17 protein-coding genes are annotated in these 23,221 nt (G+C 30.0%); 10 read left to right on the top strand and 7 right to left on the bottom strand.

Annotated features, from left to right (window positions below; all coding sequences use genetic code 11):
- Window positions 1–160: 160 nt before the first annotated feature.
- A complete protein-coding gene (gene hcp / locus LQK79_RS16030) occupies window positions 161–1,867 on the bottom strand; it encodes a hydroxylamine reductase (RefSeq protein ID WP_231017174.1) in 1,707 nt (568 codons plus the stop codon).
- A gap of 113 nt (window positions 1,868–1,980) precedes the next feature.
- Entirely contained in the window at window positions 1,981–2,817 is an 837-nt protein-coding gene (locus LQK79_RS16025) for a pentapeptide repeat-containing protein (protein ID WP_231017173.1), read from the bottom strand.
- Between the two features lie 376 nt (window positions 2,818–3,193).
- Between LQK79_RS16025 and LQK79_RS16020 the strand changes: the two genes are divergently transcribed.
- From LQK79_RS16020 to gpmA, 3 genes are all read left to right on the top strand, one after another.
- Complete coding sequence (locus tag LQK79_RS16020; RefSeq protein WP_231017172.1) at window positions 3,194–6,277, top strand: DEAD/DEAH box helicase; 3,084 nt, start codon at window positions 3,194–3,196, stop codon at window positions 6,275–6,277.
- A 103-nt stretch (window positions 6,278–6,380) separates the two neighbouring features.
- Window positions 6,381–7,589 carry a M20 metallopeptidase family protein gene (locus LQK79_RS16015; RefSeq protein ID WP_231017171.1) on the top strand — a complete coding sequence of 403 codons (1,209 nt, stop codon included), beginning with the start codon at window positions 6,381–6,383 and terminating at the stop codon, window positions 7,587–7,589.
- 200 nt (window positions 7,590–7,789) lie between these two features.
- Complete coding sequence (gpmA, locus tag LQK79_RS16010) at window positions 7,790–8,521, top strand: 2,3-diphosphoglycerate-dependent phosphoglycerate mutase (protein ID WP_053242683.1); 732 nt, start codon at window positions 7,790–7,792, stop codon at window positions 8,519–8,521.
- A 7-nt stretch (window positions 8,522–8,528) separates the two neighbouring features.
- Here the strand turns inward: gpmA and LQK79_RS16005 are convergent, their stop codons facing one another.
- From LQK79_RS16005 to LQK79_RS15995, 3 genes are all read right to left on the bottom strand, one after another.
- Window positions 8,529–8,681 (bottom strand): hypothetical protein, encoded by a 153-nt coding sequence (locus LQK79_RS16005; protein WP_157055772.1) that lies wholly within the window; start codon window positions 8,679–8,681, stop codon window positions 8,529–8,531.
- Window positions 8,682–8,885: 204 nt separating this feature from the next.
- Entirely contained in the window at window positions 8,886–10,364 is a 1,479-nt protein-coding gene (gene wsfD, locus LQK79_RS16000; RefSeq protein ID WP_231017170.1) for a glycan biosynthesis hexose transferase WsfD, read from the bottom strand.
- A 30-nt stretch (window positions 10,365–10,394) separates the two neighbouring features.
- A complete protein-coding gene (locus tag LQK79_RS15995; protein WP_053242682.1) occupies window positions 10,395–11,387 on the bottom strand; it encodes a glycosyltransferase family 2 protein in 993 nt (330 codons plus the stop codon).
- Between the two features lie 399 nt (window positions 11,388–11,786).
- Here LQK79_RS15995 and LQK79_RS15990 point away from each other — a divergent pair, with 399 nt between their 5' ends.
- From LQK79_RS15990 to LQK79_RS15980, 3 genes are read left to right on the top strand one after another with little or no spacing between them, the layout of a single operon-like run.
- Window positions 11,787–12,791: a LacI family DNA-binding transcriptional regulator gene (locus LQK79_RS15990; RefSeq protein ID WP_231017169.1), complete on the top strand. Its 1,005-nt coding sequence runs from the start codon at window positions 11,787–11,789 to the stop codon at window positions 12,789–12,791.
- Entirely contained in the window at window positions 12,788–14,536 is a 1,749-nt protein-coding gene (locus tag LQK79_RS15985; RefSeq protein ID WP_231017168.1) for an ABC transporter ATP-binding protein, read from the top strand. The genes LQK79_RS15990 and LQK79_RS15985 overlap by 4 nt, the downstream gene beginning before the upstream one ends.
- Complete coding sequence (locus LQK79_RS15980) at window positions 14,481–16,274, top strand: ABC transporter ATP-binding protein (protein ID WP_231017167.1); 1,794 nt, start codon at window positions 14,481–14,483, stop codon at window positions 16,272–16,274. Before LQK79_RS15985 ends, LQK79_RS15980 begins: the two co-directional genes overlap by 56 nt.
- A 160-nt stretch (window positions 16,275–16,434) precedes the next feature.
- Here the strand turns inward: LQK79_RS15980 and LQK79_RS15975 are convergent, their stop codons facing one another.
- Together LQK79_RS15975 and LQK79_RS15970 are read right to left on the bottom strand one after the other, a co-directional pair.
- Complete coding sequence (locus tag LQK79_RS15975; RefSeq protein WP_053242681.1) at window positions 16,435–17,307, bottom strand: DUF1002 domain-containing protein; 873 nt, start codon at window positions 17,305–17,307, stop codon at window positions 16,435–16,437.
- Between the two features lie 53 nt (window positions 17,308–17,360).
- Entirely contained in the window at window positions 17,361–18,131 is a 771-nt protein-coding gene (locus LQK79_RS15970) for a YdcF family protein (RefSeq protein ID WP_053242680.1), read from the bottom strand.
- 120 nt (window positions 18,132–18,251) lie between these two features.
- Between LQK79_RS15970 and LQK79_RS15965 the strand changes: the two genes are divergently transcribed.
- The 4 genes from LQK79_RS15965 to LQK79_RS15950 all read left to right on the top strand — a co-directional run bounded on the left by LQK79_RS15965 (window position 18,252) and on the right by LQK79_RS15950 (window position 23,217).
- Window positions 18,252–18,938: a response regulator transcription factor gene (locus tag LQK79_RS15965; protein WP_231017166.1), complete on the top strand. Its 687-nt coding sequence runs from the start codon at window positions 18,252–18,254 to the stop codon at window positions 18,936–18,938.
- Window positions 18,938–20,404, top strand: coding sequence for a sensor histidine kinase (locus LQK79_RS15960; protein WP_231017165.1), 1,467 nt, complete (start codon window positions 18,938–18,940; stop codon window positions 20,402–20,404). The genes LQK79_RS15965 and LQK79_RS15960 overlap by 1 nt, the downstream gene beginning before the upstream one ends.
- Window positions 20,405–20,618: 214 nt before the next feature.
- Complete coding sequence (locus LQK79_RS15955) at window positions 20,619–21,641, top strand: FAD:protein FMN transferase (RefSeq protein ID WP_231017164.1); 1,023 nt, start codon at window positions 20,619–20,621, stop codon at window positions 21,639–21,641.
- Complete coding sequence (locus LQK79_RS15950; protein ID WP_231017163.1) at window positions 21,631–23,217, top strand: FMN-binding protein; 1,587 nt, start codon at window positions 21,631–21,633, stop codon at window positions 23,215–23,217. Before LQK79_RS15955 ends, LQK79_RS15950 begins: the two co-directional genes overlap by 11 nt.
- Window positions 23,218–23,221 lie beyond the last annotated feature (4 nt).

Here is a 23,221-nt window from a genome sequence, read left to right as displayed (position 1 = left end):
TACAAGACTTCTTGGCAATTACCTTGACTGGACTTTCACCAGTTAGTATAGTCCAGCTTAGCTGGACGCACGAGCATCCAGCGAGTTATTGAAATATCTTAGGATTTTGTGATTTTTCTACCTTAGATTTATGGATTCTTTTTAATGTTACAAAGCATTATTACTTCGCAATATTTTCAAACATTTTTATATCATCATCAACATTAGTTATTCCACCAATTCCAAAGTTATCTACAAGAACCTTAGCAACATTTGGAGATAAGAATGCTGGTAGTGTTGGTCCAAGGTGAATGTTTTTAACTCCAAGGTATAATAGTGCAAGTAATACTATTACAGCTTTTTGCTCATACCATGCTATGTTGTATGCTATAGGAAGTTCATTTATATCTGAAAGTCCAAACACTTCTTTAAGCTTAAGTGCTATTACAACTAATGAATATGAGTCATTACATTGCCCTGCATCAAGTACTCTTGGAATTCCACCTATATCTCCAAGGTTTAACTTATTGTATTTATATTTAGCGCATCCTGCTGTAAGTATAACTGCATCCTTTGGAAGTTTTTCTGCAAACTCTGTGTAGTAATTTCTACTCTTTGCTCTTCCATCACAGCCTGCCATTACGTAAAATCTCTTTATTGCTCCAGATTTAACAGCTTCTACAACCTTGTCTGCTAAAGCTATAACCTGATTGTGTGCAAAACCTCCAATTATTTCTCCCTTTTCTATTTCAGTTGGTGGCGCACATTTCTTAGCCTGTTCTATTATTCCTGAGAAATCTTTTGGTTCTCCATTTTCAATATGCTTTACTCCTGGATATCCTGTTACCCCCGTTGTATACATTCTATCTATATAAGATGCTTTTGGAGGAACTATGCAGTTTGTAGTCATGAGTATTGGTCCATTAAAGCTTTCAAATTCTTCATTTTGTTTCCACCATGCATTACCATAGTTTCCAACAAAGTGGCTGTATTTCTTAAATGCAGGATAGTAGTTTGCAGGAAGCATTTCACTATGAGTGTAAACATCTACTCCAGTTCCTTCTGTCTGTTTTAAAAGTTCCTCCATGTCCTTCAAATCATGTCCACTTATTAAAATTCCAGGGTTATTTCTAACACCTATATTAACCTTTGTTATTTCTGGATTTCCATAAGTTTCTGTATTAGCTTTATCTAAAAGTGCCATTGCATCAACGCCATACTTGCCACATTCTAAAACTAATGCTACTAATTCATCCGCTCCTAATGTGTCATCTAAAGTTGCCGCTAGTGCTTTTTGCATAAAACCATGTATGTTCTCATCATTATAATTTAAGTTATTTGCATGCTTAATGTACGCTGCCATGCCTTTAACTCCATATGTCAAAAGTTCTCTTAAAGATCTTATATCCTCATTTTCAGTTGCAAGAACTCCTACTTTTTCTGCCTTCTTATCAAATTCTTCTACATTATTAGCAAGCCAAACAGCTGCATCTGGAAGTTTTGCTTCTTCTTCTTTTTTAAGTCCTACTATATTCAACATTTTTTCTACCCATGTAGAATTCTGAGGTAATTTTCCACCCGCATTTACATACTGGTTTTTAATTTGCTCTCTCAACAAAAGTCCTGTTTTGATTCTATCTATAAAAATATTTCTATCAAAATTAGCATTAGTTATAGTAGCAAATAAGCTTTCCATTATAAATTTATCAACATCTTTATTTACAATGTTAATTTCTCTTGCCTTAGTGCTGTATATTGAAATTCCCTTTAAAATATATATTAATAAATCCTGTGATTTAGCTAAATCTTCTGTCTTTCCACAGACTCCTCTAACTGTACATCCTTTGCAGCCTGCTGCTTCCTGGCATTGATAACAAAACATACTCATATTTGTAACCTCCATATAAATTAATTTTTTAATTTGCTATGGTTAGATTATATTGTTATATGAGCTTTTAATCGGTAACCTATGTTACAAATTTTAAAAATATATTTACTTTTTTAAAGATGCTTTAACCAATAAGTTGGTTTAACAAGTAACTTAGGTAATTTTGTATCACTATCCCCCTTAGCCGCATTAACTTGAGCTTGCGTTAGATAAATACTCCTAGAAAGGTTTGCTCCACTTATATCAGCATCCCTCATATCTGCGCCAATAAGGTCTGCAAAACTTAAATCAACCCCTTTTAAGTTTGCTGCAATAAGGTATGCACCACTTAAATCTGCACCTCTAAGATTTTTTCTTCTGAGGTCCGCTCCCATAAGATTTAGCCCTCCAGCAATAGTTTTTTTGCCTTTTAAAGAGTTTTTTTGATTATAAGCAGCCTTTTTTCGCATAAGTTCGCTTGTCTTAAAAAGCAGCGAATTAACCCCTACCCGTATTGTTACTAAATCCAATTTTATAATTGCTTCTGCACTTAAATGAGTTAATTTTTCTATTTCTTCTATTTTATAATTTATCTGATCTTTCATATTATTATCAGCCTGCAGCAAAAACGCTTCCGTCAAATACCAAAGCATTTCATGAAGCTGCCTCATAATGATAAACACCTCAAACATTTCATTTGAAGTTTCTGGTTTTTCTCTCCAGCTATGCCCATCATAAGCAACCTGAGATACCTTCTGCCCTGCACCAAGACATTCATAAGAAATGCAACCCTTAAGTCCTTTTTTATTTAAACTTTCGTGTACCTTACATCTGAAATCTTCTTTTAAATTAATGCAAGGCTTTCCTGCTACCTTATCTTGTGGAAAACCTTCAGCAGCTGAAAAATACAATGCAGCGCAGCAAAGTCCAAAACATTTTTCACAATCTGGTTTTAAATCATAGCTATTCATATTACTTCATCTCTCATTCGTAAATTATACATTATTAATTTTTTAATTATATCATAGATAACAGTTTATTTAATATCTATTTTGTTATAAAAATTTGTATATGGACTGTACAAGTTTAAATCTAAAATTCCGTAGGTACGGAGAAATTTTTTCCTTGCACTACCGTGTGATCGAAGTAACAATGATGAAGGAGCAGTTTAAAAAAATTCTAATAAATCTAAGTTCTTTTTCTTCCAAAAACATCCCCCTACACTATGTATGACAATTAAATCAGAAAAAAGTTCATTATTTTTATAATATCATATAAAATAAGTTTAAATGGCACTAAAGTTAAGCTATAATATAAAGATATTTTTCTTTAGAAAGTGGTGAAAAAGTGAATTTAGAAGAATTAAAAAAAATAATTTCATGCTCTTCTTCAAATGTTATTAGAAAATATGGCAAAGAGCTTTTCCTTAATGGAGCAGTTTCAAGTATTAAGGGTAGAAAAATAGATAATGTATATCATATATATGGTGATGTAATAAATAGCATTAATTTTACACATTATAAAACTCATATAAAAATAGATTTATTAAATAAAAAACTAATAGGCACAAATTGCAGCTGTGATGATTTTACAGAGAATTCTATACACGGCTATAATTTCATGTGCCCTCATTTAAGTGCAACAGCATACAAATTTTTTGATTCAGTATATAAAAAAAGTAACATTAAAAGAACTGCAAATATGGAAAGTAAAAAAACTCACATAAACATTGGCATAAAAATAATTTCTATTTTAAATAATAATATCCTTAATTTTAAAGTTGAATTTAAATTAGAAGAAAAACATAAATATTTGATTACCGACTTAAAAGATTTTATTTTAAGTTTAAAACTTATGAAACCATTTTTCCTAAACAACCAATTTGTATACAATCCTTCAAAATTTGATATTGCACCTAGTGACATAAAAATATTAAATTTTATAAAACAGCATGCTCATAAAAACACAACCGATTCAGGAAGAGCACTTATAGTTGAACCTGAAAAGCTAAGTGAATTTTTAAAATGTGCTGAAAATAAAAAAATACAATTTAAATATAATGGTGTAGAATACGGGGTTACTGTTGTTAAAGCAAACTTACCCGTTAGTTTTACTTTAAAAACTGAAAATGATTTTTTTATATTAACTACTCATAAAAAATTGCCTATACCTCTAACTCAAGATAAATCAGTGTATTTTTTTAATGATAAACTATATTTACCTTCAAAAGAACAGCTTTCAAAATACAATCCCTTATATGATAAATTTAAGTTAAAAGGAAAAATTGTATATAACAAAACATTAAAAAATTACAATGCTCTAATGGTTTTACTACACAATATATCAAATGACATTACCCTTACTGAAGGTGTTAAAAGTTTTGCCGCAAATACACTGAACTTTAAATTTTTCATTTACAAGGCTGAAGAAAACATTTATTGTAAGGCTTATGGAAATTATAATGATACGGGTGTAAATATATTAGATAAAAGTGCTAGCAAAATAAGTTCCATAAGAAATTTTAATGAAGAGACAAAGCTTATTATGAAACTTGAACACTATAATTTTATAAGGCATGGAGAAGAATTCTTTTTTAATGGCGACTATGAAGATTTTTTAAATATTTTATCAAAGAAAAATCAAGGCATATACAAGCTTGGTAGTATATCTCTAGGTAATGGCCTTAGCAATTTACAAATATATAGCAGCGCAGATATTAACGTAAATTTATACGAAAAAAATGATGCGTTTAATTTAGATTGTGGAATTGGTGATATAAAAGCACCTGAATTCTCAAATATGCTTAAAGCTTATAAGTGCAATGAAAAATTTTACTTAAGTAAAGATAATAAATTAATTGATCTTGAAGACCCTAAAATAAAAGAGTTTATTACACTTATCGATTTTTTAAGTGCAGATGATAATCTATGTATAGAGAAAGACAAAACAATGTTTGCAGCAGAAGCTTTTGAAAAACTAAATATACGAAATTTTAAAGGCAGAGAACTTTTAAAAAATATAGAAAACAACCTAAATGGTTTAAATTATGATAAAATTTCTCTTCCAAATAATTTAAAAGCCTCACTTAGGGATTATCAAATTAGTGGCTTTAGGTGGTTTAAAAATTTAAGTAAGCTTGGTCTTGGTGGTATTCTTGCTGATGAAATGGGACTTGGAAAAACAGTACAAACTATAGCTTTTATTTTATCAGAGCTAGGAAAGATATCACTAATAATTGTTCCAACTTCCCTTCTTTATAATTGGAAAGCAGAAATAAATAAATTTGCGCCAATATTAAAAGTTGGAATTGCACATGGTACCAGTTTCAAGTATGAAACTTTGCATAAATATGACGTAATTTTAACTACTTATGGTACTCTAAGAAATAATATTGAAAATTTTAAACATATAAAATTTGATTACTGCATTATTGATGAGGCCCAAAATATAAAAAATTCATCTGCTCAAATAACTACTTCTGTCAAAAAAATTAATGCAAAAATAAAATTTGCACTTACAGGAACCCCTATTGAAAATAATTTATCTGAGCTTTGGTCAATATTTGATTTCATAATGCCTGACTATTTATATTCCAAAGAGATTTTCGACAAAAAGTTGGCTTATGATTTCGAAAGAAACTTTGAAAACTTAAAGCTTCTAATAAAACCTTTTATTTTAAGAAGAACTAAAAAAGAAGTTATAAAGGACCTACCTGATAAAATAGAAGAGAAAATTCTTGTAGAAATGACACCAATGCAAAAATTAATATACAACTCTTATATTAAAACTGTTAGAGACAAATTAAAAAACGCTACTAATAAAAATACAGAAATTTTCTCATATCTAATAAAGCTGAGACAAATATGTTTAGATCCATCCCTCGTACTTACAGATTACACGGGCGGCAGTGGTAAATTTAAAATAGTAATTGAACTATTAGAAGAACAAATAGCTTCTAATAACAAAGTTCTGTTATTCTCTCAGTTTACCTCTGTACTAAAAAAAATAAGTGAATTGTTTAAAGAAAAAGGCATTGAATATCTTTATTTAGATGGATCTATTCCTCCAAAAGAAAGAATCAACCTGACACAGAAATTTAATACTTCAAGTAAACCAATTGTTTTTTTAATATCACTAAAAGCTGGAGGTACAGGTTTAAATTTAACTGCTGCAAGTTCAGTTATTCACTTTGACCCTTGGTGGAACCCCGCTGTGGAAAATCAAGCAACCGATAGAGCACATAGAATTGGTCAAAAAAATGTGGTTCATGTAATTAAATTAGTAGCAAGGGAAACTATAGAAGAAAAGATTGTTTTACTTCAAGAAAGCAAAAAGGAATTAATAGAAAGTGTTATAAATGGAGATTTGAAAAACAGCGATGCAATAAATAAGCTTACAAAGGAAGAAATGCTTGAACTTTTCAGTAGATAATTTATGTGAAAAATTATATTGACAAATCATGCAACTTTACGCTACCATATGTTTAAAAGTCATAATATATTTTTGATAATTTGTTAGCCAAGGAGGATTACTAATGAGTAACTTACTAGAAGAAGCTAAAGAACTTCAAAACTTATTAATTGAACACAGAAGGTATATACATGAAAATGCAGAAATTGATATGGACCTTCCAATCACTACAAAATATGTAATGGACAAGCTAACTGAAATGGGCTATGAACCAAAGGAAATTTGCAAATCTGGAATAGTAGCTATTGCTGGTGGTAAAAAACCAGGAAAAACATTTTTATTGAGAGCAGATATGGATGCACTCCCAATTGTGGAGGAAACTGATGAACCTTTCAAATCGAAAACAAATTATATGCATGCATGTGGTCATGATTTACATACTGCAATGCTTCTAGGAGCAGCTAAATTATTAAAGAAACACGAAAATGAAATTGAAGGTAAAGTAAAATTAATGTTTCAGCCAGCCGAAGAACCTATAAAAGGTGCTCAAGCAATGCTTAAAGCTGGAGTACTTGAAAATCCAAAAGTAGATGCTGCAATGATGATTCATGTTGCCACAGGAACTCCATTTCCTTCAGGTCTTTTAGTGGTACGCCATGCTGGCATCATATCATCTGCTTCAGATTGGTTCACAATAAGAGTAAAGGGAAAAGGTGGTCATAGTTCTTCACCTAATCTAACTATAGACCCTTTAAACGTCATTTCCCATATATTTATAGCACTTGAAAGTATAAACGCAAGAGAGCTTGCACCGGCAGACAATGCTGCCATTACAGTTGGACAAATACATGGAGGAAATACTTCTAATGTTATTCCTGATACTGCATTCTTAAGTGGAACTATAAGAACTTTCAACAACGAAACAAGAACTTTTATAAAAAGACGTCTTGAAGAAATAGCAACTTCTGTAGCAAAAACTTTTAGAGCAGAGGCTATAGTTGAGTATTCGTGCTGTTGTCCTTCCTTGATAAATGACGCAAATATTGTTGAAAATTTTAAAGATTATACTTCTTCTCTTGTTGGAGATGACAGGGTAATAGATGCAGATAAAGCTGAAAATGGAACCTATGCTACAATGACAGGTTCTGAAGATTTTGGATATGTAACAGAACTTATCCCAAGTATAATGGTAGGATTAACTACCGGTTCAACAACTGATGGATACATTTATCCTCATCATCATCCTAAAACTCAATTTGATGAAAGTCCATTATACATAGGCTCAGCCACTTATGCAAACATGGCAATGAAGTGGTTAGAAAACGCGAAGTAACAATGCTTCGTAACGTTAAAAAATCCTATAAGTCTAAGGTTCAGAAATCATAAAATATGTCGCTCCAATAATTGCCTTTTGTTCAATTATATTCTAAGTATATTATGAGGCTATTAAGTTCTTGTAAAAACTTATGAATAATTAGCATAAACTTTTCTAATAATATCCTTATGTAAATAAAACAAAGGATGGTGATATAAATGACAAAACTTGTTTTAGTACGTCACGGTCAAAGCGAATGGAATAAAGAAAACAAATTTACAGGATGGACAGATGTAGATTTATCAGTAGATGGTGCCACAGAAGCGTATCAAGCCGGTAAAATATTAAAAAGTAATAATTTAACTTTTGATGTTGCATTCACTTCTGTATTAAAAAGAGCTATAAGAACACTACAAATAATACTGTATGAAATGGATCTTCTATGGATACCAGTTTATAAGTCATGGAAACTAAACGAGAGACATTATGGTGCTCTTCAAGGCTTAAATAAAGATGAAACACGACAAAAATATGGAGAAGATCAGGTTTACAAGTGGAGAAGGTTTGTAGAAGTTAGACCACCTGCTCTTGACATAAATGATAAAAGATATCCAGGTAATGAATATAAATATCATGATTTAAAAAAGGAAGAAATTCCTCTTACAGAAAATTTGGACGATACCCAAGAAAGAGTTCTTGATTATTGGAATGAATACATTGTGCCTAATATAAAAGCCAATAAAAAAGTTATAATCTCAGCTCACGGAAATACCCTAAGGGCACTTGTAAGGTATTTAGATAACATACCAGGAGATGGCATAGCAAGCCTTAACATTCCTACTGGAATTCCACTGATATATGAGCTTGATGATAACTTAAAACCAATTACACATTATTATATAGGAATAGATGGAAAATTAGATAATACTAAAATCCCAAAAACTATTTAAAATCAATTTATATCCTTTTAAGTAAAACTCCATATTTTACAGGTGATGTAACTAAATTTTCTATACTATTGCTCATAATTTTATCTATTAAAATTGCACCTAATAAAATTATTATTGGAATGGCAATTCTTATAAACATCATCTTGTCTCTTTCTCTCATTTTTCCCCCTCCAATTCGTTATTTTATTTTAATTTTAGGCTATGTTTTAAATAAATGTTTATCCCACCAAAGCTTAAATCACAGCTTAATTTTAAATCAAATAGTATAATATGTAAATATATAATTGTAATCAATTTTTATTTAATTTGTAATATAATTGTAATAAAAAACTCAGCATCTGCTGAGTTTTTTATTCATATAATGTTATCCTCTACTAATTTTAAGTTTCACATAGCAAAATGCCTTTAAAATAACATGTATGCACCACAATAAAGCAGCACCAAACATAATATCATAGGATAAATTAAGCAGAAATAAATGCTTGCTAAAATCACCATGTCCAGCTCCTATAACTGGCAAAATGAACTGTGATGATCCAGACACAAGAATAAATATAAGCATTAAATTTAAAAGTTTTATGTCCCTTTCTTTGCTCTTTATAAAATATAGAAACGAAATTATAAAGTATACTATAGAAAATACTATATAACCATAAACACTGTGATGAAGATTTGGCATTTTATCTATAAGTTCAATTCTAAAATTATTAACTTTTTTTTCAGGATAAAATTGATTTTTTGCAAAATTAAACCTTTTAGGCTTACCAAAGACATAGGCACTATGAGCTGCATCATTTATTTTTTGCCACATTCTATCAGGATTATTTAAATAAAATCCAAGTATTTTCCAATTAGAAATATTGGGATAAAATTCTTTCATCATAGTTTTACCCAACGGATCAAGTCCTTTATTCTTATTATAGAAGGAATGTCCATCAAAAACGACTAACTTTTCATTCAACCCAAGTTCCTTTAAATCTCTTTCTGGTGTTTTAGATCCTCTGAGAACCCCTGTAAAAACAGACTGAAATAAATTATTCTCCTTAATTGTGTCCGTCAATGAAAAATATGAAATAAAACAAACTATAAATACCACTAAGGATCCTATCAAAATAGTTTGTCTATAACTTGGTGCTTTATAATAAAAATACAAGAATCCGTATATAATAAGCATAAAAATAAATAACGGTAAATTTTGTGATTTAGCGGTTAAAAATGCACCCGAAGCTATAAAAAAATACATAAAATCTCTCATTTTAGGTTTTTCCATAGTTATCAAATGCAAATAAGTACCTATGTTAAGAAAGAAAAAAACTATTGTACCTGCTTCTCCGTAAAAAGAATTGAAGTATTCAATATAGCATGTACTAGTAAAAAATAAAATAATACAAATTCCTGCTGCAAGCTTGGTGATTTTAGTTAATCTTTTATATCTTAGTATAAAAAAAACTCCTGCTAAAAATATTGTAGAATAGATAACTGCTAAATATCTAATATCAAATAAATTTGATTTAAACCCACTCATAACTAATGAAAGCACTACTGCTATCTTTACAGGTATTGCCACAGAAACCCAATCCCAGTAAACTGGCAAAATTACACCTGGATCTTTTATTAAATATTTAATGTGCATAAACCCATCATAAGTTTCTTTATAACTTTTACCTATCTCACTTACTCCTCCATAAGTCATAAGCCTATCAAAATCACCATTGTTCATTTTACCAATTATGGGATAAATAAATAACGTATTTAACAATATGACTCCTATTATAGTTAAAATTATCGCTTCAATTAAGTAATTGTTTTTTATATAATTTAATTTTTTTAATATTAACTTCATTAACTAAATATCCTTTCAACATAAAGTTCTTTATGACACTTCGTTATCTTTCAACGGTTCTTCATCTTTGTATTTCTTTATTTTATCTTTGCAGCTTACCTTACTATCTATTATATACATTGGTCTACTCTTAGTTTCATCTGAAATTCTTCCTATATATTCCCCCATAATTCCAATGCTAATAAATATTAATCCAAACATAATAAGGTTAATCGACATTATTAAACCTAAACTTAAGATGGCTATATTCAAATATATATGTTTTATTAAAACATAAGCAGTAGAAATCAATCCGATGAAAAATATGATTCCTCCTAAACCACTCATAATTGTAATTGGAGCATATGAAAAAGCTGTCATACCATCAAAAGCCAACTTAATCATTTTCTTTAATGGGTATTTAGTTTCTCCAGCAAATCTTTCCTGACGTGTAAATTCAACAAAAGTCTGCTTATACCCAACCCAGCTTACGAGGCCCCTCACATATCTATTTTTCTCTGGCAGAGAATTTAGTGCATCACAAACCTTTCTATCTATGAGCCTAAAATCTCCTGTATCTACAGGTATATCTATACTCGTCATTTTCTTAAGCAATCTATAAAATACCATTGCTGTAAATTTCTTTAATAATTTTTCCCCATTTCTCTTTGTTCTTTTACCGTATACAACCTCATATCCCTGTTTCCACTTTTCAAGCATTTGTAGTATAACCTCAGGCGGATCTTGCAAATCTGCATCAATTACTATAATTGCCTCTCCCACAGCTTCATTCATACCTGCTGTTATAGCTGCCTGGTGACCAAAATTTCGAGAGAAATTAATGAGTTTTATACACCCATCTTTTCTGCATATGTCCTCTGCCATATACTTTGTTTTGTCTATACTTCCATCATTTATGAATATAATCTCATAATTATCCTTAGTACATTCCATTACTCTCTTTAATCTTCTGTAACTTTCCTCAATTACAGCTTCTTCATTATATAAGGGTACTATAACCGAGCATATTATTTTACTTTTCATATAATTCTCCCTTTACTGCTTTGTAATTATAGAGCAATCCCGTTAATATTAATTAAAATTTACTTTTCTTTATATTAGATATATTAGACGCCAAAAAAGTTTCACTGCATATGATATCAATATATGAAATTGATTATAGTTACACTATTACTATATTATATCCATATAATGTATTTTAAAGCATAAACATTAATATTTACCTATGAAAATCATTAATATTTTTTTAATTTTTAGCTTTATTTTAAATAAATATTAATAAGCCTACACCATTAATATCAACATCTTTTTAATTATCGCCATTTTTAACGTTATATTTTAATTATTTTTAACGTTGAATTTAAGCACTTAGAAAGTTATAATTAACATATAATTTTAATATAGAAGGAGGCATATAACGTATTGAAACATAAAAAAACAACTATTTCTGATATAGCCAAAATCATGAATGTATCTTCAATCACAGTTAGTAGAGCATTACGAGGCGAAGATGGTGTAAGTAAAGAACTTAGAGATAAAATAATTTTTAAAGCTAAAGATTTAGGTTACTCTAAGACAAAAAATAACGTTAATATTTTAATTCTTCATGAAAAAACAAATTTGCAAGATAACCCTAACTTTAATTTTACGCTACAATGTATAGAAACAGAACTTCAAAATAGAGGTGCTGAGTATAGTATAGAATTTGTATCAAAAGATAAACAAAGCAAAAAAGAAATCCCATGTAAAATTTTAAAAGGAAATATTTTTGATGGAGTACTATTTATAGGGAGATTCAGTGAAGATTATATAACCTTTTTAAAAACAAAAATAGAATATCAATCTTTATATGCAGGCTATTCACCTTCCCTAGATTGTGATACTGTTAGATTTAATGCCATCAATGCTGCCTACAAACAATGCAAATATTTACTTAGCAATGGACACAGGCGCATAGGTTTTGTTGGAAATTTATCTTCCTACATATTAGGTGAAAAAATGCTAGGAATGAAAGCCGCTATGAATAAATATGACCTTCAAATAAATATGGATTTTTTCATAGATAGAAAAGCTAACGATCTAGAGAAAAACTTACTAAAAGTTCTAAACTTAAAAAATAGACCTACAGCAATTATGTGCCAAGGAGATTTAATTGCACTAAAAATAATAAAGCTTCTTCATGAAAATAATTTTAAGGTTCCAGAGGATATTTCTATAATAGGTATTGGTAATCAAGAAATATCTTCCCTATCAATACCTGCACTTACAACTATAGACATTAACATAGAACATTCCTGTTACACTGTTGTAGATTTACTCATAAAAAGAATTAATAATCCTCAAAAACCCTATGAAAGCATAACCACAAATGGATTTTTGATTGAAAGGGACTCTGTAAAAAACCTTACAAAAGGAGATTCCATATGAAAGAAAATATAATAATTGATTTCTTTAAAAAGAACAAACTTAGATATTCCATAGGTTTAATATTTATGATTGCTTCCTCCTACATACAAACTTTATTTCCAAAAATACTTGGGGATACTATAGATATTTTGAAAAACAGAAATTTTAAAAACAGCATGGTTAACTTTAATATCACCTACATGGTTTTAATTGCCTTTTCAACTTTTGTATGCACTTTTATATGGAGAAACATGGTTATGGGCGGCGGAAGAAAGCTTGAAAATAATATAAGAGAAAAACTTTTTGATCACTTTCAAAAATTGTCACCAGAATTTTATAATAATGAAAAAACAGGCAACCTTATAGCCTATGCCATAAATGATATTTCTGCTGTAAGAATGACTTTTGGTCCAGCAACAGCTATGTCAATAAATGGTCTTGTAATATGCATTTCTTCAATTTATTCTATGATAACTAGTATAAGTTTTAAACTAACTATAATGTGCCTTGCTCCTATACCTTTTATAATAATTATGATGCTCAAAATAGGAAAAATGGTTCAACATAGATTTAGAAAGGTTCAAGAGAATTTTGCAAACATATCAGATAGGGTACAAGAAAACATAAATGGAATAAGAGTTATAAAAGCATATGTTCAAGAAGAAAAAGAAGTAAAAAACTTTGAAGAACTTAACGACAAAATGATGGATTCAAATTTAAAACTGGTTAGAATTTCATCTTCACTTTCGCCAATAATTGAGCTATGTTTCAGTATAAGCTTTGTTTTCAATTTAATCATAGGAGGAAATATGGTTTTAAAGGGACAAGCTTCTCTTGGAGATTTTGTCGCTTTTAATACATATATATCCATGATTATGGCGCCTGTAATATCTATTGGTCGTGTAATTATTGTTTTTCAAAGAGGAATGGCTTCCCTAAAGAGATTAAATAAAATATTTAAAGTGGAACCCGCTGTAACTAATGGAAAGGCCATGATTGAAAAAGACATTGAAGGAAATATTGAACTTAAAAATCTAACATTTTCTTATCCGGGCTCCGATAAAAAAGTTTTAAACAATATAAGCTTAATCATAAAAAAGGGTTCTACCATTGGCATAATTGGTAAAACCGGGTCTGGAAAAACAACTTTAACAAATTTGCTTTTAAAACTTTATAACGTAGAAAATGGCACAATACTTTTTGATGGCACTGATATAAATGACTACACACTTAATTCCATAAGAAGCAGCATTGGTTATGTTCCTCAAGACAACTTTCTATTTTCCGCAAGTATAAAAGAAAACATTAGCTTTTTTAACGATATATATAAAGATGAAGAAATTGAGAATTCAGCTAAAGCAGCATGTATATATAAAAGCATAATGGATTTTCCAAACGAGTTTAATACAGTTCTTGGTGAAAGAGGAGTAAATATTTCTGGAGGTCAAAAGCAAAGAGTATCTATTGCCAGAGCTATAATAAAAAATCCTTCAATTCTAATACTAGATGATTCTCTCTCAGCTGTAGATGCTGTAACTGAAACTAAAATATTAAGTAATTTAAAGGATATAAGAAAAGATAAAACAGCAATTATAATTACCCATAGACTTTCTGCTGTTAAAGATGCGGATGAAATAATAGTTTTAGATGAGGGACACATAGCAGAAAATGGCACTCATGATGAGCTTTTAAGCAAAGGAGGTATATACTATGGCATTTACAAAGAGCAATTCAAAGCTGAAAAATCAAAACCAGAAACCTATTAAAATCAAAAGCTTTAAAAGGCTTTTAAAACTTACACTACCATATACAAAAAAAATTGTACTTGCCGCCATTTGTGTACTTTTAGTAAATGCTGCTGACTTACTTAAACCTTATATATTAAAAATAGTAATAGATGACTTCTTAGTGGCTAAAAAGCCTCAAATTGGATTGTATTCTATAACTTCAATGGGAATTTTATATTTTTTAATAGTAGCCCTCGGTGGATTTTTTGCAATAAGTGAGGCTAACTTAATAAATAAAGCTGCACAGATGATTATGAAAACCCTAAGGAGCAGTGTATTTAAAACAATACAGCTTCTTCCCCTATCCTACCTTGATAAAACCTCTTCTGGAAGACTTATAACGAGAGCAACAAACGATGTAGAAGCTTTAAGCGAAATGTATACAGATGTAATAATAAGCTTATTTCAAGATATATTTCTTTTAATAGGAATTGTATATGCAATGCTTTCAATGAACGTAAAATTATCTCTTGTATCTTTTTCAGTAATACCTATTATGCTTTTTATAATATTTGCCTTAAGAACTAAAGTGAAAAAAAATTTTAAGGTGATGAAAACTCTAATTGGAAAGATAAACGGTTTTATGGCCGAAAACATATCTGGAATGAGACTTGTTCAAATTTTTAGAGGTGAAAAAGAGAAAAAAGAAGAATTTTTAAAACTTAACAATGAATACTTTGATGCAACTTTATTTCAAGTTTTCCTTAATAGCTTTTTAAAACCTGCTTCAAATGTATTTCAAAATCTTTCAATAGCAATTATCATTTGGTACGGCATGAGTAAAATTGCAAATGGCACTCTTCAAATTGGAGTTTTGTATGCATTTACAACATATATAAGGCAGTTTTTTGATCCTGTTTCAGATCTTGCAGACAGTTACACTACAATACAATCTGCTTTAGTATCCGCCGATAGAATTTTTGAACTTCTAGACCAAAAACCTATTCTCGAAAAACTTCATGATGGAATTCCTATGAAACGCATGAAAGGAAAAGTAGAATTTAAAAACGTATGGTTTTCATACAATGGCACAGACTGGATACTTAAAAACTTAAGCTTCACCATAAACAAAGGTGAAACTGCTGCCTTTGTAGGCGAAACAGGTGCAGGAAAAACAACTATAATAAGCCTTATAAGTGGATTCTATAAAGTTCAAAAAGGTGAAATATTAATTGATGGGATAAATATCAATAATATAAAACTTGAAGATTTAAGAAGAAATGTAGCTGTTGTTCTTCAAGATGTATTTTTATTTTCTGGAGATATTGAAAAAAATATTACTTTAAATGATTCAATAGATAATGCTTTAATAGAAAAAGCTGTAAAGAACTCTTACTCCTCTAAATTTATCGAAAAGATGCCAAACAAAATCCACGAACCTGTTATGGAAAGAGGAAGTACCTTTTCTGCTGGTCAAAGACAGTTATTATCTTTCGCAAGAGCCATAGCACATGATCCTTCTATTTTTGTTTTGGATGAAGCCACTGCAAACATAGATACCCATACTGAAAAACTTATCCAAAGGGCTATAGAAAACATTACAAAGGAGAAGACAACCCTAGTAATAGCACACAGACTTTCAACTATAAGAAATGCTCATAAGATAATAGTTTTAAAGCACGGTGAGATTTTAGAAATGGGAAATCATAACGAACTTATGAAGGAAGACGGCTACTATAAAAAGCTAGTCTACGAAAGCACAAAAGAAACAACATGAATCTTGAAGCAGAGTACAATGAATGTTCCTTAATCTCCTGTTCAATAGAAGCAATACTATTGAGAGGATGATTTAAATAAAAGTCAATAAATTTTAAGATTTAGCCCCTTAGATTTATGACTTTTATTTAACGTCCCGAAATAGTATTACTTCTCTTATTTTATCCAAAGATACTAGAGAAAAAGTTTTTAATTGACTTCCAAGCTTTGCTAAAGAAGCCTTTTGCCTCATCGCTTTTAAGGACTCCCTCTAATTTGTTTGCAACACCATTTAGTTGTCCTTTTATTTTACTATAGTTTAAGTTTAAACCATTTATCTTATCCATTACATCAGTAATTTTGCTAATATCATCTTTGCTTAAATTATAGTTATAATTATTAACCACATTTTGTACTATCTTCTGAGTTTCAGCTTTATCATTAGGCTTTTCTTCAACTACCTCTTTTTTAACTTCATTCATTAAACCAGCAGCTTTATCTTTACCAATTTTTTGTCCAAGATTACCTGTAGTAACCAATTCCTGGTTGGCTGCTTCTTTGCTTGCTTCACTTATCTTGTTTCCACTTTTGCTGCTTTCAAAACCTTTTAATATTCCTGTAAGCGCAGCTGTACCTGATACATTAAATGGCGCCGCTGCTACAACATTTGCATTTTGTATTCCTGCTGTAATAAGAGCATTTTTTATCATATTTGCATTAACCCAATATATATTATGTGTACTTACATTTAATCCACCGCTGCTAGTAGGATCCACGTATGAGCATGATATAGATTTCGTTCCTATTTGGCTTTTAGAAGCAGTATCTCCTAAATATTTTCTTTCCTCATCTATATTAACTTCTATTACATTTGCATCATCTTTGGTTACTCCAAAGTATTTAAGCATGTCTTCCTTTTGCTGCTCACTTAAATCTCCTCCTAAAGTAACACTTTTATAAGCATCTGCACTAACATTTTTTAAAGGTGCACATACTAAGAAAGATGCTGCTAAAACTCCAACCAATACTTTACTTACAATTGCTTTAAATTTCATAATACCTGTCTCCTTTTCACTATTCATTGCATATATATTATATACTAAAAATATTATCTATCAAATATAAATGATTTTATAACCGCAAAATACTCTCTCACATATGAATTCAGTATAATTCCTGGATGAATAGGCGCAGGTATACCGTATACTTTAAATCCAAACCTTTGTGCAAGCATTTTGGCTCTAAATACGTGAAAATTATTTGTGACTAATGCTATTTCAAAATCACGTTTTCCATATGATCTTTGAAGGATTTGTTTCGTATTTCTCAAGTTTTCCATGGTATTTCTTGACTTGTCCTCTACAATTATTCTTTTTTCACTTATACCTTGTTTAAGTAAAAATTCTTTCATGGCCTCCGCTTCTGGTATATCTTCTCCAGGTCCCTTGCCTCCTGAAACTACAACCTTAATATCAGGATATTCATTTAAGTATTTAAGTCCTTTTTCCATTCTCTGATAAAGTGCTAATGTCATAGTCTTTCCTCTAACTGCCGCTCCAAGTATCACAACAAAATCAGCTTTTTTATTATTTTTTTCAAATGAATTATATATAAGCATAGTTTCAATTGCAATAAATGAAATTAAAAATATTATAATTAATACTCTAAACAGGATCAAAATATTTCTAAACCTCCCTTTTAAAATATTACCTTTAAATTTTAATTTTAAAATTCCAACAGTTATAAAAACAACACCTATTAAAGCAAAAAATGGTGAAAAATTAATCGCAAAACCGAAAGTTATAAAACATCCTATGAAATAAATAATACTTAATATTCCTAATACAATGTAAAATGTCCCCAATTTATTTTTGAACATGCTTTCCACCTCCAAAGCTTAATTTATTTTACCACAAATTAATTTCCAAGTAATGCTTTATTTTATGCTTTAATTTGATAAAATAATATAAAACAATATTTACTTAAAGGAGCAATAAATATGACCTTATTAAATAAAAAAGAAATTAATATATTAGTTGTTGATGATGAAGAAAGTATAGTTGAATTTATAAAAATGGGATTAGAAGATGAAGGTTTCTCTGTTCATACTGCTTATAATGGTATTGAGGCTGTTTCTATGGCTTTAGATATAGATCCAGAGTTAATAATACTAGATGTAATGATGCCTGGCATGAATGGTTACGAGGTATGTTACAAAATAAAAAAATCCATAAAAACCTCAATTATAATGTTAACAGCAAAGGACGATATTGACGATCGTGTTCTTGGACTTAATCTGGGTGCTGATGACTACATGATAAAACCCTTTAGCTTTAAAGAATTACTTGCACGAATTAATGCTAGACTCAGAAATATCTCACCACAATCAATGAGCAAAATTGACATTGGAAATTTCACTATAGATGATGGAGCTCATGAAATAAGTTTTAACAGTGAAGTATTGAATTTATCACCTACAGAGTATAACCTTTTAAAATATTTACTTACTAATAATGGGCTAGTCTTGAGTAAGAGCATTATTCTAGAAAAAGTTTGGGGTTATGATTTTAACGGAGAAGAAAATATTGTTGAAGTTTATATAAGATATCTGAGAGATAAACTTAATGATAAAAATCATAATATCATTCGCACCGTAAGAGGTGTTGGTTATAAGGTGGTTGTATGATGAAAAAAGTAATTAACATGTCTAAACGAAAAAGTTTAAAATATCAGCTTTTAACAAGGATGTTTTTGCTTTTAATACTTTTTCTTATAATAGCAGAAGTATTTCAATATTTTTCTTTAAAGCATTACTTATGTAAAAGCAGGGAGCAGGTTTTAGAATCACGTATGCACAATGTATCTCAACTTATACCGAGGCTGTATTCTAAAAAAGATGTAATAAAAAGCGCTGACGAACTTGTGGAACATACTATTGATATGAATATAACCTCATCTGTTATAGATAATGAAGGAAATATAATAGCTTCTGAAAGTAGATACAAACATGGTATTCCTGCTCCGAGGCTTGCCAAAAATGATTATACAGCTCTAATGCATCAAAAAGGAAACCTAGAGGGGTATACGCTAGTTAAGAATATAAACGGAGAATTAGATTTAGTTATATGGCGAAAAATTGGAGATTTACATTCTAGCTCTGGATTGGTTCAATTAAGTACTGAAGCCGAACCAATTATATCTGTACTTCATAAGCAGCTTTCTACATATATATTTGCATGTCTTATTATTTTAATCTTGGGAGTTATAATAGGCGGCGCAGTATTAAAAAGGACCCTAAAGCCTCTATATAGCATGACCAATACAGTAAAACAAATTACACCACAGGAGCTTAATAAAAGACTTCCTGTAAACAATGAACAATTAGAAATAGATAGTTTGTCCATAGCTTTTAATGGGATGCTTGAACGTATAGAAACATCCTTTAAAAAAGAAAATGCCATAAAGAAAAAAATGCAGCAGTTTATTTCAGATGCTTCTCACGAACTTAGGACTCCACTCACCTCCATTAGAGGCTTTGTTGAGGTTTTGCTTATGGGTGCCGCTAAAGATGAAAAAAAACTAAATATAGCCTTAAATAGCATTTTAACAGAAAGTGAACGTCTAACAGAACTTGTAAATGAACTTCTAATGTTAACTAGATTAGACAGACAAGTATGGGTAGATATGTCAAAAGAAAATATGAAAAATATAATAGAAGAAGTTTATCCTCAATTAAAAATACTTTCAAAAAATAGAAAGATAAATCTTAACTTAAGTGGAGACATGTACTTTTGGGGAAATAAAAATCAAATAAAGCAAGTGATATTTAACATTGTACAAAATGCTATAAATCATACAGATGAAAAAGAAGGTACCATTACAATTTCACTAGATAAACAAACTAAAGATGTCAAAAATTTTTTGGTACTTAAAATAAGTGATAATGGAACAGGAATATCAGAAAGCGACTTAGTAAAAATATTCGATAGATTTTTTAGAAGTGAATCTCACCGCTCAAGACATCACGGCGGCTATGGCCTCGGATTATCAATTGTAAAATCAATAATAGACTCTCATAAAGGCACAATTGATGTAAAAAGCTCCCTTAACAGTGGAACTACATTTTACATATATTTAAATAGACTAATTTAAATTATATTTATAACAAGCCATAGAATGGCTATATTCTATGGCTTCTTATAATGCTTTGTTTTAAATACGTGTTGACTTTGACACTTACTTAAAGCAAAGCCTTTTATAACAATCTGTTTACACTTTTCTAAGCAAATTTTAAGTTAACTCTAAAGTTACTTTAAGCTTAATACCTTACAATTGTATCATAAGTGAAATGGAGGTGAGTTAATTTATGATTATTGAAAAAATAAAAAAATTAATCTCAAAAAATTCAATTGCACAAAATACTTCTTTTTCGAAGCAATTTTATTGTCTTGGAACAATTATATCTCTTACTGCATACGGAGCTTCAGCAGAAATAGCAATAAATAAAGCCCAAGAAAGATTAAATGACATAGATGATAAAATGTCTGTATTTAAACCTAGTAGTGAAATTTCAAAAATAAACTCCTTATCCGGAAAGCAATTTGAAAAAGTTAGTTTTGATACTTATTTTGTAATAAAAAAAGCTGTACATTTTAGTGAACTTTCTGAAGGAACTTTTGATCCTACAATAAGGCCATTGGTAAAGCTATGGAATATAGGAAAAGATAACTTTAGAATTCCAACTAACTATGAAATTAAAGAAATTTTAAACCTTATAAACTATAAAAATATTATATTTGATGAAAATAGCAGCAGCATAATGTTAAAAAAAGAAGGACAAAGTCTTGATGTTGGCGGTATTGCAAAAGGTTATGCAGCTGATGAAATAAATAAAATATTTAAAAAATATAAAATCAAAAGCGGTATCATTGATTTAGGTGGAAACATCTATGCAGTTGGTCAAAAGCCAAATAAGAAAAATTGGAACATAGGAATTCAAAATCCTATAAGAATAAGAGGCAGTTATGTTGGTATATTAAGCTTATCGCATAAATCTATTGTTACCTCTGGTGGATATGAAAGATACTCTACCGAAAACAATAAAACCTTTCATCATATATTAAACCCCAAAACTGGATACCCAGCTAAAAATGAGCTTGTGAGCACTACAATAATATCAGACAAATCTATAGATGGCGATGGCCTATCAACTGGTGTTTACATAATGGGGCTCCAGAAAAGCATCAAACTCATAGAAAACTTAGATGGTGTAGATGCTATATTTATAACCAAGGATAACAAGATATATTTAACTTCAAATATAAAAGACAAATTCAGACTTACTGATACAAACTTTAGTCTACAGGAGGATTACTACTATGAAAAATAAAATTTCTAAATTACAAATTGCTCGTTTTATATCTCAAGTTGCGTTTTTGATTCTACTTCCCGGATTATTTACCTTAAGTTTTAGCCAAGTAGGCAATTTATATTCAGATATAATAAAAGGCGATTTTAACTTAATTGCTTCCCTGCCATACTTAACTACAATGCTTGTAACAATTTCAATTACAATAGTGTTCGGAAGATTTTTCTGCGGTTGGATGTGTGCTTTTGGAACTATGAACGATTTTATATACATGATATCAAGCAAAATATTTAAATTTAAGTTTAAAGTTGATGCAAAAACTGATCGTATCTTAAAAATGCTAAAATATGTAGTTTTAATATTTATTTTAATTTTTGTATGGACACTAGGAAGTAAAACTCTAAATAGCTTTAGTCCATGGAATGCCTTTGCTCAAATAAGTAACTTCAAAAATGCCATATTTGATTATTCCTTAGGCTTTATAATACTTGCTTTAATTGCAGCTGGTGCAATGTTTATTGAAAGATTTTTCTGCAGATATTTATGCCCACTTGGCGGAATATTTTCTCTTGTATCTAGATTTAGATTATTTAAAATCAATAAGCCAAATGAAAAATGTGGAAAGTGCAGATTATGTACAACTAAATGCTCCATGGGAATAGAACTGTACAAAGTAAACAAAGTTACTAGTGGGGAATGCATAAACTGCTTAAAGTGTTTAGATGTATGTCCTCGTAAAAATACTAATATAAGTGTGGCTGATGAAAACTTAAATCCTGCCCTAGCAAGCTCAATTGCAATTGCTGCTTTTGCTGGAGTGTATGCTGCAAGTACAACCGCTGCTAATATTGCTATTAAAAATAACAAAGCTTCTATAATTTCTTCATCAAGCACTACAAATAACAATGCTAAAGGTCAATATAAAGATGGAACTTATACAGGTGAAGGTGTTGGCTTTAAACCCGGAATGCAAGTTTCTGTAACAGTAAAAAATAATAAAATATCAAATATCGAAATAGTATCTACTAATGATACACCTGGATATTTCGACCAAGCTTCAAGTGTTATACCTTCTGAAATAATAAAAGCTCAATCAACTGATGTAGATGCCGTTTCAGGAGCTACTAGAAGCAGTAATGGCATTATGAGTGCTGTAGAAGATGCCTTGAAAAATGCTAAATTGAACTCTACTTCTAATTTAAAAAATTCAAGTTCAACTAAAACTGCTGAAACTGAACAAAATACTAATTCATCAAATACAGCAACCGAAAACAATACTTCCAGCAATAGTAGTTCTTCGAATGGTTCAAGTTCAGATAGCAGCCAAAAAGCATATAAAGATGGAACATATACTGGTGTTGGAAATGGCTTTAGACCAGACTTAAATGTATCAGTAACAATTAAATCTGGCAAAATTACCAATATAGAAATGCTATCCAATAACGAAACTCCTCGTTTCTTCGATGCAGCATCTCAAACAGTACCTCAAGAAATTATAGAAGCTCAATCAACTAATGTAGATGCAGTTTCAGGAGCTACTATGAGCAGTAATGGTATTATGGAAGCAGTACAAAAAGCCTTAGATAAAGCAATCTAGATGA

The organism is Clostridium guangxiense (assembly GCF_021043395.1).
In the GTDB taxonomy this organism is placed as follows: Bacteria; Bacillota; Clostridia; order Clostridiales; family Clostridiaceae; genus Clostridium_S; species Clostridium_S guangxiense.
Note: the sequence above shows the minus strand (reverse complement) of the source record. Positions and strands in the feature narration are given on the sequence as shown.

Coding starts and splice junctions, on each gene's coding strand:
- LQK79_RS15955 (WP_231017164.1), top strand. CDS start 20,619: ATGATTATTGAAAAAATAAAAAAATTAATCTCAAAAAATTCAATTGCA.
- LQK79_RS15965 (WP_231017166.1), top strand. CDS start 18,252: ATGACCTTATTAAATAAAAAAGAAATTAATATATTAGTTGTTGATGAT.
- LQK79_RS15995 (WP_053242682.1), bottom strand. CDS start 11,387: ATGAAAAGTAAAATAATATGCTCGGTTATAGTACCCTTATATAATGAA.
- LQK79_RS16015 (WP_231017171.1), top strand. CDS start 6,381: ATGAGTAACTTACTAGAAGAAGCTAAAGAACTTCAAAACTTATTAATT.
- gpmA (WP_053242683.1), top strand. CDS start 7,790: ATGACAAAACTTGTTTTAGTACGTCACGGTCAAAGCGAATGGAATAAA.
- LQK79_RS15970 (WP_053242680.1), bottom strand. CDS start 18,131: ATGTTCAAAAATAAATTGGGGACATTTTACATTGTATTAGGAATATTA.
- hcp (WP_231017174.1), bottom strand. CDS start 1,867: ATGAGTATGTTTTGTTATCAATGCCAGGAAGCAGCAGGCTGCAAAGGA.
- wsfD (WP_231017170.1), bottom strand. CDS start 10,364: ATGAAGTTAATATTAAAAAAATTAAATTATATAAAAAACAATTACTTA.
- LQK79_RS16005 (WP_157055772.1), bottom strand. CDS start 8,681: ATGAGAGAAAGAGACAAGATGATGTTTATAAGAATTGCCATTCCAATA.
- LQK79_RS16025 (WP_231017173.1), bottom strand. CDS start 2,817: ATGAATAGCTATGATTTAAAACCAGATTGTGAAAAATGTTTTGGACTT.
- LQK79_RS15985 (WP_231017168.1), top strand. CDS start 12,788: ATGAAAGAAAATATAATAATTGATTTCTTTAAAAAGAACAAACTTAGA.
- LQK79_RS15980 (WP_231017167.1), top strand. CDS start 14,481: ATGGCATTTACAAAGAGCAATTCAAAGCTGAAAAATCAAAACCAGAAA.
- LQK79_RS15960 (WP_231017165.1), top strand. CDS start 18,938: ATGAAAAAAGTAATTAACATGTCTAAACGAAAAAGTTTAAAATATCAG.
- LQK79_RS15950 (WP_231017163.1), top strand. CDS start 21,631: ATGAAAAATAAAATTTCTAAATTACAAATTGCTCGTTTTATATCTCAA.
- LQK79_RS15975 (WP_053242681.1), bottom strand. CDS start 17,307: ATGAAATTTAAAGCAATTGTAAGTAAAGTATTGGTTGGAGTTTTAGCA.